The organism is Acidobacteriota bacterium, assembly GCA_016208495.1.
GTDB lineage: Bacteria > Acidobacteriota > Blastocatellia > Chloracidobacteriales > Chloracidobacteriaceae > JACQXX01.
This window is the reverse complement of sequence record JACQXX010000017.1, coordinates 102,642-113,078: the sequence shown is the minus strand read 5'-3', so window position 1 is coordinate 113,078 and position 10,437 is coordinate 102,642. Positions and strand designations below refer to the sequence as shown.

The 10,437-nt window shown below is 49.5% G+C and carries 4 protein-coding genes; all 4 read right to left on the bottom strand.

Annotated elements, in window-relative coordinates; all coding sequences use genetic code 11:
- Positions 1–3,051, bottom strand: a 3,051-nt coding sequence (locus tag HY774_03125; protein ID MBI4747448.1) for a hypothetical protein, incomplete at its 3' end; no start/stop codon positions are given.
- A 314-nt stretch (positions 3,052–3,365) separates the two neighbouring features.
- On the bottom strand, positions 3,366–4,130 hold the full coding sequence (locus HY774_03120) for a hypothetical protein (protein ID MBI4747447.1): 765 nt from the start codon (positions 4,128–4,130) through the stop codon (positions 3,366–3,368).
- 30 nt (positions 4,131–4,160) lie between these two features.
- Positions 4,161–8,933 carry a hypothetical protein gene (locus tag HY774_03115; GenBank protein ID MBI4747446.1) on the bottom strand — a complete coding sequence of 1,591 codons (4,773 nt, stop codon included), beginning with the start codon at positions 8,931–8,933 and terminating at the stop codon, positions 4,161–4,163.
- Between the two features lie 202 nt (positions 8,934–9,135).
- The gene (locus HY774_03110) at positions 9,136–10,218 is read right to left on the bottom strand and encodes a hypothetical protein (protein MBI4747445.1); all 1,083 of its coding nucleotides are present in this window, start codon (positions 10,216–10,218) and stop codon (positions 9,136–9,138) included.
- Positions 10,219–10,437 lie beyond the last annotated feature (219 nt).

The window sequence follows — 10,437 nt, the reverse complement described above, 5'->3', positions numbered from 1 at the left end:
ACCGGCAAAGCTTCCGATTCTCAGTCGGGATTCGTCATTTCCGGCGGGCGATTCAAACCGGAAGAGTCCACCGTCTCCAAACCACACCACCCGTTCCGTTGGACTATTGGCTGGTTGCAGGAAAACAGTCAGAATTTCGATGCCTCTGGTTTCACTTCGGCCTAAACAGAGCGGGGTCATGCCTTCCGGCAACGGAATTTCCCGCTGGATCTGGTAGCGACCCGTCCCATCGTTGGCATACACCCGCACCCGGTCATCACCCATCACGGCCACGTCTAATCCCTGACTTCCACCGAAATTCGCCACCACGACGTCTTCTGTCCCGAGTGTCGGGACGGCGGTTCGAACGGCCAGCGGTGTCTCAATCGGTGAACCAAAGGTGGTGGGTGAGGTTCGCGGAATCACAATCAACCGGGTATCAAGTTCTGAAATGTCGGCCACGGCAACCAGGTCAGCGAGATAATCCTGGGTGACATCAAGCAGGTTCAGGCTGCGGAGCGGAATTCCCACTGCAATCGGCACCTGGATTGGATCGCCAAAACTCCCGCCAGTCGTTTCAACCCGGATGGTCAGTTGCGTGCCTCCGGTCGTGTGCAGAAAAGCGAGAACCTGCTTTTGTGTTTCGGCAAATCCAGGAAAATCCAGCCCCCGCGCCATCTGTTCACACTCGCCGATCAGTCCGGTGGCAAACGTGGTGGTCCCCGTCACGCCTGAAGCGGGATCAAGCTGGACCACCGTCCCCTGACCGCTTTGGCCCGGAAGTTGCACGAGCAGGTTATTGAAGAGATTTGGCCCGACAATTCCAGCCGTCACGGTTTCAAACGGCAAGGCAAAGGCCGGATCTGGAAGGAATTCGCCGTTCCCATCCGAAAGCCTGATTTCGCTGGGCTGATCTGAAAATCCAACGAACACATCTGAATGTCCATCCTGATTCAAGGTGGAAACGCCAAGTGCCGAGAGTCCCGAAGGCAGCAGGGTTGAACGAACGCCAGCCAGTCGAATCATTCCAACATCCGTTACGCCTCCGCGAACCGTCATCACCGCAGCCGAACGCCCGCGTCGGTTCAGGAGACTGTCCACCGCCGTGACAGAGACCGTTCGTTCAAACGGCACGGTGCTGATGTTCGGCAAGGAAAACCGGCCATCGCCTTCGGTAATCCCTGAGATTGACTCTCCATCTAGCGTCACCGACACGTTGGAAATTGGATTTCCACCTGCATCCACAACCTGTCCGACAACGGAGGTCAGCGGGTCAGCTTCGATGGTGACCGTGACCGGCACGGCTTCTCCGACATTGCCCGCCGCATCTATCGCACGTGCGGTAATTTCCAGCGACTGGCCTCCAACTGGAAATGGATATTCCAGTTCGTAGGGCGACTCAGTCAAATTTCCAGCCACGACACCGTTGATTTTGACTTCGACGCCGACCACGGCCACATCGTCCGTGGCCGTCACCCGAATTGGAAGCAGTTCGCCGCCAACGACGGTACCGCTGGTCACCGGGTTGGTGATTTCAACCACTGGAGCAATGTCCGAGGTGTCATTTTCGCCATACTTCACGATTTGGAGGATGGTATCTCCAGTGCGTTCATTCTGACCGACGATGGTTCGGGCCGCCGCCGTGAGGTAAATCCGGGAATTATCAACCGCAATACCGGTGGCATAGGGGAAGAGGGTGACTCCAATCAGGGTGCGAACGTTATAGGCGCCCAAATAAATCGGTTTTACCTGGCCGGGGAGTTGTCGAAACACGGGAATAAAGCCGGTGGCCAGGCCACCATTGATGGCGGTAAAAATCAGGTCGTTGCGGACTTCAGCATCACTGGACCGTCCCTGGAAAAAGTCGGTGACACCACCGAAGGTCGGAGCTTCCGGCGTTTGGGTATCAATCGAAGCGATTGGCCCTGCTGTCGTGAGGGCACTGTACCCAATGACCTGAGCCGTCGTTCCCAATGCCGCAACATCGAGGTTCAGCGACCCAACATCGGCAATACTTCGCAACTGCGGGTTGGCCGGCGTCGCCACATCCAGGATGTACATCCCGCCATTGGCGACCGCAAGATAGGCCAGTTGGCGGGTTTCGTCCACATCCACGCCATTGGCAAACTGGGTAGTTGGATCGGTTAATGGGAAGCTGCCGACTTCGGAAATGTACGGGGCAAAGCTGAGGTCAAACACTTTCAAGCCGTTCTCGCCCGCCGCCACGAAGGCAAAATTCCCTTTGACCACGACATCCACCGCCCGCCCAAACTGAGCGCCGCCTGCCAGGATTGGATTCGACGGCGTGGAAATATCCACCACCTGCAACCCGCCTTCACCGCACGCGACATAGGCGAAGTTCCCCGCCACCCGGACATCATTCGCATTGCCTGGGAGTTCAACTGAACCAACGATGTGGGCGGTTGCCGGGTCACGGGCATCCACGACCTGGAGTCCCGCCAGTCCACAGGCGACATACGCGAAGCGGTCTTTGACGTCTACGTTATTGGCAAATCCCGGCAAGCGGAGCACCTTCTCAATTTCCGATGTTGCCTGCGACACCGCCACCAGAATATCTGATGACAAATTGGCATTGCGAACCCGAATCGTAGTCGAACCGGGGCTCACGGCGACAATTTTGCCGAAGCTGTCAACGGTGGCCACGGCTGGGTTTAAGGCTTGAAAACTGGTCGCCGGATTGTTGGTCAGGTCAACTATTTCGCCAGTGCTGAGTGTCCCCGCGACCGTAATTTGAACCGGGTCCGGAGGAAGAATCGCCGACCGGCTCAACCCAACCGAGCGCGGAGTGACCTCAATCGCAACCACGGTTGGACCATTGTCCGGCGGGAAGCTCGCCGGGTCTTTCGGGTCGTAGCCAAGCTGGACTTCCGTCCCGTCATCAATCCCATCGCCATCGGAATCAGTACTGTTCGGATTTGTCCCAAGGGCCACTTCATCACCGTTGGTCAGTCCATCGCCATCAGGGTCAGCATCGGCGTCGAATGGGTTGTTTGGATTGGTGCCATTTTGGAGTTCGGCATCATCCGGCATTCCGTCGTGGTCGGAGTCCACACTAAAGATGAATGGCCCGGCATTGACTGATCCCCAGGGAATGAGAGCAACCGTGGCGGTTCGACCTGTAATTGTGGGTTGAGGTGTATTTTGTGAAAAAACAAATGTTGTCCATATTGGAACTAGAACTACTAAAACAATTAAAACAGTAGAAAATACTTTCAATTGAAAAAAAGGCTGACAACTTTGTCGGTTCATCGTTATTTACCTCAAGTTTAGGTCGTTTTTACTTTGGCAGTAGAGAATTGGTTGTTTAAAGACACCCGAATTATCATAAGCTGTATCCATACCTATATTGGTAGTATTAGTATAACCTATTTCTCTTTTTTAATTTTAGTGGTTGGACTAACTTTAATAACCTTAGGTAATGTTTGTTTGAGTGTTCCGTTGAAAAAAATTCTAACCAATCTTGTTTTTGAGTTGGCAGTAAGTCTAATGCTAGCAATCCACATAATTCGACTATAATTTGTCAAATCTATCCCATTAGAAAGAATATGGCGTACACTCAAATTCTTTCCCTTGATTTTTACTGAAGATGACCAATCACCTAATTCAATATTGTTATGCCGAATGAAAGTAGTCATTTGATATTCAATGGGGACATTTCTTTTTCTGATCTCTTCAACCATTTGAGGTATAGTCCCTTCAAATTTGAAATCTCCAATTCTATTCTCTAGTATGTATTTTTCTTTGTTGTGTAGCCTAATATCAATTAGGTGAATAATTTGTGGGTTTGTCGAATTGAACTCATATGTAAAATCAGGAAGATATTTCTTAATCTCATTCAATGAGTCAATCAGAGTTTCTTTTATACAATTTCCTTTCAACTCTTTGAACTCATACCAATTTTCAGGACAATCAACCTCATTCCATCCTATCTCAATTGTAAAATAGCAATGGAATCTTTCTCCAAGTTCCTTGAGTATACCAGGCAAATACCGAGGGAAGCGGGCATCATCTACAACAAATTGTTGTGCCCTAAGATAAGGAGCAGAATAAAACAGTAGAAATAATATAAGAATAGCTATCTTTAATTGCCTAATGCGTTTCATAGTAAAAAACTCACTTTTGTAAACCATAATTTATCTCAACCTTTATATGGTCAGATATTATCGATCTGGCCATATAACAATTATGTCTGAACCAGTTAAAGTAATTGTCCTACTTACTTTAGTTTCGAGTTCAAAGCCGTCAATCCGAATATAGATTTCTTGTATATCAGACCCCGGTGTCGGCGGTAGTTTAGCTTGTTTCTTCCAGTTATTTAAACTGGTTTGATCAGTTGCAGCAATGAATGCTAGTACTCCAGGTTCTAAATATCCAGGAGAGGGATTCCCAACAATATCATAGTAAAGACCTTCAGTGATGAATTGGTTAATTGTTTGAAACGAGCTTTCATCTTCAAATCGTTCAAAAATTTCTGCTCCATCATACAAAGTCCCTAACTTCTTTCCGAATTGGTCCCATAGAGTTACTTTCAACTTCCTTGCGTAGAGTGTTACTAATAAATACCGGGAAGGATCCACTGCTGAAATCCGAGGAATCGTAACGCTATTAAGCCCAGTATTTTCAATTATTTTAACCCCTTTAGTGTCATGGGGAGTTGCAATTGATGTTGGAACGGGAACAACAACATTATGGGTATACACCTTCCCTCCAGTATAATAGCTGGCAAGGGTAAAGATATCCCCCTCGGGTTTGGTTTTGTCGGTTTTTATTGTACCCGTGATGTCAAACTTTATTTTGTTTCCAACTCTTTGGATGTTAGATGTTTTGATCCCAGAAGATCCATTAAACTCAACTAGACTAACATTAGCAGCTTCTTGTGCTGGTGTTACTACTGCTTGCAAATGTTGGGTTCTGTCGTGTCCATTGGATGAGATCCCAACTCGAAGCGGCGTCATTATTGGCTGACCATCTGAAGTTTGAAATTGAATGGTTGGAGTTGCAATACATCCTGAAGCTATCCCTCTGGTAAACCGCCGACTTGAACCCATTCTTCCAAAGACCATATCCCCATTTGGGACTCCTTGGTTTTCGTCAAATGTATAATCACAGATATAACAAGCTTCAGCATTAGATGAAACCGAAAGGTTTGATTGCAAAAGTGAAATAGGCGAGGATGGATTACACACTGGACCGGCAGATGCATCAGTCTCAGGTTCTGGGGCTACTGGTGGAAATCCATGCCAGGCTCCAACCCGAATACCACTTCCAGAAATACTTGAAATTGTTTTTCCATCATCGCTTACCTTGCCTGTACCCGACTGAACATACCTTCCCGCATCATGATCAAAGCTCATCAATAATACTTCTGAATTAGGAGGTTGCTGGTCCAGGTTTGGAAACGTGATTTCTAACGGTGGGTCAAAAATGGTTCCTGATGGTTGCACTGATACATAAAGGTTTGTCACCCGTCCATCCTCAAGCGGCATAGGGATTGTGCTGACTGGAATTTTGGTTACTGACAATCGTTTGTCAGTTATGTCTGGAGGAAACATGACGTGTGTTCCTGCACGTGCAACAATTTGAATTGGTGGTTCACCGCCAACTACTGGCAATTGGTAAACTGTATCTTCGGTAACGATGTTGTTTGAATCAAGAGGTAACTCAATTCCCTCATTGACTTTTGGTAAAAAGATGGGGCGTCCGACTCGGTTGGTAATCCCAGGTAAAACATCAAGATCGTATGAAATATTTGGCCATCTACCAGGAAAGGGAACCTGGTCACGACCAATAACTTCCAAGAGTTGGTGAGGCCCGGCACTTAGATTTTCCAAGAAAAACCTTCCGTCCGATCCAGTTCGTGTTTGCTGTCCTCCGATCCGAATTAACACATTTGGCAATGCTCGCCAATTTTGATCATATACATTACCTATCAATTTTGTTGTTCCTCCTGGAACTGGGAAAAGTGCCTCCGTCATAAATACCGCTGGTGTCAAAGCATTTCCTGGAAAATCAGCTCGAACCAGTTGTGGACCTGGTTTGCTACCACAAGTATATCTCGCAATTGCATATCCTTGGGAATTAGTAGTAGTAGTAGTGATGGTAGTGCCATCAGAAAATTTACCGCCACCGAAGAAGACCTGAAAGGTTACTGGAACACCACTAACTGGGTGGCCGAGTATATCTGTCACAAATGCGACTAAAGGTCGGGGAAGTTCAGTTTCAATTAATCCTCGTTGTGCAGCGCCTGTTGCGGTATTAATTTGAGCTGGTTGACCGGATGGAGGAGGTAATTGACTTGGACTGCTTTCAATAACGAGTTGAGTAGGACTTGATTTATTTCCTTCTGAATCTGTAGCTGTAACCATCAAGTGGTTCGTTCCCTCAGAGAGATCAACGTTGATAAAGAAAAGCCCTGTACTGGCTGCTCTCGTTGTCAAAGGTGTTGCACCTCCTGAGACTTCAATAATTGCTCCTGGCTCAGTTTGACCTTCAATCGATTGATAAGTAAGGCGAGTTGACGAGGGAATCGGAAAGATATGCGGGGAGGGTGGAGAGGTTCGATCTTTTCCGCGAAGTTGCAGCTCTTGAGTACTTGTATTTCCCACAAGATCAGTTGCAAATATCTGAATAAAATTAATTCCCTCTTGAACTGGCACACCTGGAATTGAAAAACTGCTTGTTAGAGAACCAGGGGTTGGAGCCACTTCAAAGACAGAATCATTAATAGTTATCCAAACAGTTGTTGCATCACTGATTTGGCCGTGGATTGTTGTTGTTGCTTCAGAGATGATTGTGCCTTCAGGTGGGTTGAGATTACTGATAGTTGGCGGTTGCGTATCAATTTCTACTGTGCGGATGACCTCTTTTCGATTGCCGGTCAAGTCAACAGCAGTTACTCTAATTATATTTGTACCTTCAGTTACTGTCACATCACCTGAGAACCAGCCTTCCTCATTAATGGGCACAGGAATTTCATTAACACTAACAGCAACTCCTACCCCTAATGCTCTCCCCAGAACTACAAACGGTGACAAATTCGAAATAAGCCCATCCATAGGGTTTTCCACGATTAGTGAAAACGGGATAGCTGGTTGTCTTTGCACCGCAATAGAGATCTCGGTTTGATTTGCTGCTTCATCAATAGATCGAACCAGCAAGGTATTTGGTCCCTCAGTAAGGGGAACAACCGCTAAAAACTCATTTCCGGTCACCGTTGCGGCAATGTCATTGACCGTGACACTGATGGTTGTGGCATCAGTTACTGTTCCAGTGACGGTAATTTGAGCTTCGGTGGTGGTGGCCCCATCTTCAGGAGAGGTAATCGTCAAAACTGGCGCTGTGGTGTCAAGCACAACACTTCGTGAAGCAGTTGAAGTATTTCCAAAGGCATCGGTAGCGGAAACAGTGATGATGTTTGAGCCTTCGGTGAGCGTCACGCTGGCGGTAAATTGTGTCCCAGATAGAGTTGCCGGCTGGCTGTTGACCGTGACGGTGACAGCACTCACATCAGTTACTGTTCCAGAAACGGTGACTGGCGAAGCATTCGTGATCAAGCCTTCGGCTGGTTCGGTGAGGGTGATGACAGGTGGCGTAGTGTCCTGTGGAACTTGAAGGGTGACGGTTCGAGTGGTTTCAATCTGGTTTCCGGCGGCGTCCTGGGCTCGAATGACAAAGGTGTTTTGACCTTCGACCAACGACACGACGGCTGAAAATTCATTGCTGTTTCGGGTAGCGGCAACATTGTTCACGGTCACTGTGGTTGCAGTGGCATCAGTCACGGTTCCAGTGATGGTGAGTTGGGTTTCGGTCGTGACGGCTCCGTCTGGCGGAGAAGTGATGGTCAAAACTGGAGCGGTCGTGTCGAGCGTGACGTTTCTGGTTGCTGTTCCTACATTTCCAAACGCATCCGTCGCCAGAACAGTAATCGTGTTTGAACCTTCAGCCAGCGTGACGCTGGTGCTCAATTGTGTTCCGGAAAGAGTTACAGGTTGGCCGTTGACGGTCACCGTTACAGCACTGGTATCGGTCACTGTCCCGGAGACCGTGACTGGAGAGTTTTTGGTGATCAACCCTTCGGCGGGTTCGGCAAGCGTGATGACCGGAGCGGTGGTGTCCTGTGGAGCTTGCGCCAGGATGGTGACGACTCCGCCTCCGTTGACGGTCAATCGGTCGCAAATGACGTTTCCAGTCAAACGGCTGTTGACGGTGACGCTTCCGGCGGGAGCGTTCACCTTCCCGAACATCTGGCTGCCGCCGTTGAGGGTGATGCCTCCGTTGGAAACATTGAGTGTGAGCCACTGTGGATTGGCGGCGTTGCCGATGCTGCCGTTGATGTTCGTTCCATTCCGAAGTGTCAACGTGACTGGTCCGACGATTTGAAGCTGAGTGCCGCCATTGAGGGTCAATCCTTGCAGATTATAGATGGCAGGTTCTGTGGCGTTCGCAACTCCAAAAATTAAGACGCTACTGCCGTTGACTGTGAAATTCCCATAGGTGCCAGGTGGCACTGAGCGTGTTCCCGCATTGCCGTTCAAGGTCAAGTTGCGGAGCGTCGCAAAGTCCCCAATCTGGTCAGCAGGGGAATTGAGACTGACATCCCGCGTTCCGGTTGGGGTCGGAGGTGCGGCAACTGGTGTCAGTGCAACTGGATTGGTTCGATTGACCAGATTTCCCAGCGTCGCATTGCCATTGAGCGTGACCTGGTAATTGGTCGGCACTGCACTTCCGCTGCCTTCAATCACACCGCCGAAATTCGGGTTGCCATTGCGGCGCACGGTTGGAGTTCCGGGTACATACAGCTTTTCGGTGATTGTCGCTCCACCGTTTAATGTGACGTTCTCTGGTGTCAACTGCTGGATATTGCCTTCAAACCTTCCATTGATCGAAGGCGCCCGCCGGGAAAGAGCTTGTCCTCCAGTCGGCTCTTGCTTCACCTTTAAGAATGGGAAAAAAGAGTTCAGAGTAACGCCTTCAGGCGTGAGAATGACGGGTGGGACGAAAGAAGAACTTCCCCAAAGTCAGTCGTCAGTAGTTAGTCGTCAGTAGTTCGCTATATTGAATGCTGTAAGCTACTTAAGTATCTTGGAACGGAAAAGATTTCTTCATCCCTCATCCCTCATCCCTCATCCCTTGGCTTCAGGGTTGCGAGCCAATCGGGTTGTCTCCAATTTCCCGCCACGGCCAGGTTTGGAAGAGCTCCGGATGTGATTTGAGGTAGCCACGCCGGAGCGTCTCCGCGACATTGTCGCTGTGGTACGAGTTGTATTTCTTCTGTTCGTGTTTGGCGGCGTCAAACATCCCAAACCGCCAGTACAATCCAGTCAGCTTCATATGCGCTTCGGTGTCGTCCGGGTCAATTTCCAACACTTTAGCGTAGGCGTTTTTGGCATCCGCATCGCGGTACTGGAGCAAATACAGCGACCCAAGTTGCGTCCAGACCTGACGGTCACGCGGGAATTCTTGGGATAGTGCGTCCAAATCGGTCAGGGCTTCGGAATAGCGAAACCGCTTGATGTTGAGTATCGCCCGGAAAAATCGGGCACGCGGTTGTTTCTCGTCGAGCGTCAACGCCCGATTTAACGCTTGTTCAGCCAGCACCAATGTTTCTTGAGACGAACCAACCCGTTCCTTCCGCAAGGCAGCCATTGCCAGATCAATGTTGAGGGCGCTTTCTTCGGGTGACCTTTTTGCGGCAAGCTTTAACCCTTCCTGAAAGGCGTTGGCGGCTGGTTCAAACTGTTGCTGGTCAAAAAGAGCGACTCCATAGGCTCGCCATTTTTGGAGCGGAGTGTAGGGCTTTGGGTTCAGGGTTCGGGGTTCAGGGTTCAGGATTTGAAGCAAGTTTGATGCGGTTGAATTTCCACCAGCGAAAAGTGTGGAATTCAGTTCACTGGTAGTTGAAACGATTTCAGTCACTGGCGCGAGCCCTACGGCGGTGTCGCGATTGACCCAATCAGTGAAGTTTTTGGTGAACCGCCGATAGTTCACCGTCGCGGTGACCGTGATGGGAAGTTTGGCAGTTGATGGAACTGGAACTTCAAAGCGTCCCAGGTCAGCCCGTCCAGGTGGAATATGCCGGTCAAACGCGGTGGTGCGGGTGTTCCAGATGTCATGTTTGGTAATCGGTTCGCTGTGGTTGTCAATTGGGACGGACCGATAGGCGTGCGCCGAAGCATCAAGCACGCCGTCAGGGCGAACTTCTCCACTGTGGAGCAGCACATTTCCATCCGCATCCACCGCCTTGAATTCGAGCCACGCTTCAAAAATGTCGCGAAGTTCGGCGGGGAAGGCGTGGCCGACGTTTCGGTTGGCGACGACAACGTCAAAAGCAAGGGTTCGGGGTTCAGGGTTCCTAATCCCCCCGGATTTTGTAGGGTGATTAGTCCTCTATTGAAAACAAATGACTTAGCTAACCCACGTTTTTGTGGGTAACAGGTA

Excerpts from the sequence above, each read along its gene's own strand:
- HY774_03120 (MBI4747447.1), bottom strand. The coding sequence starts at position 4,130 with ATGGTTTACAAAAGTGAGTTTTTTACTATGAAACGCATTAGGCAATTA.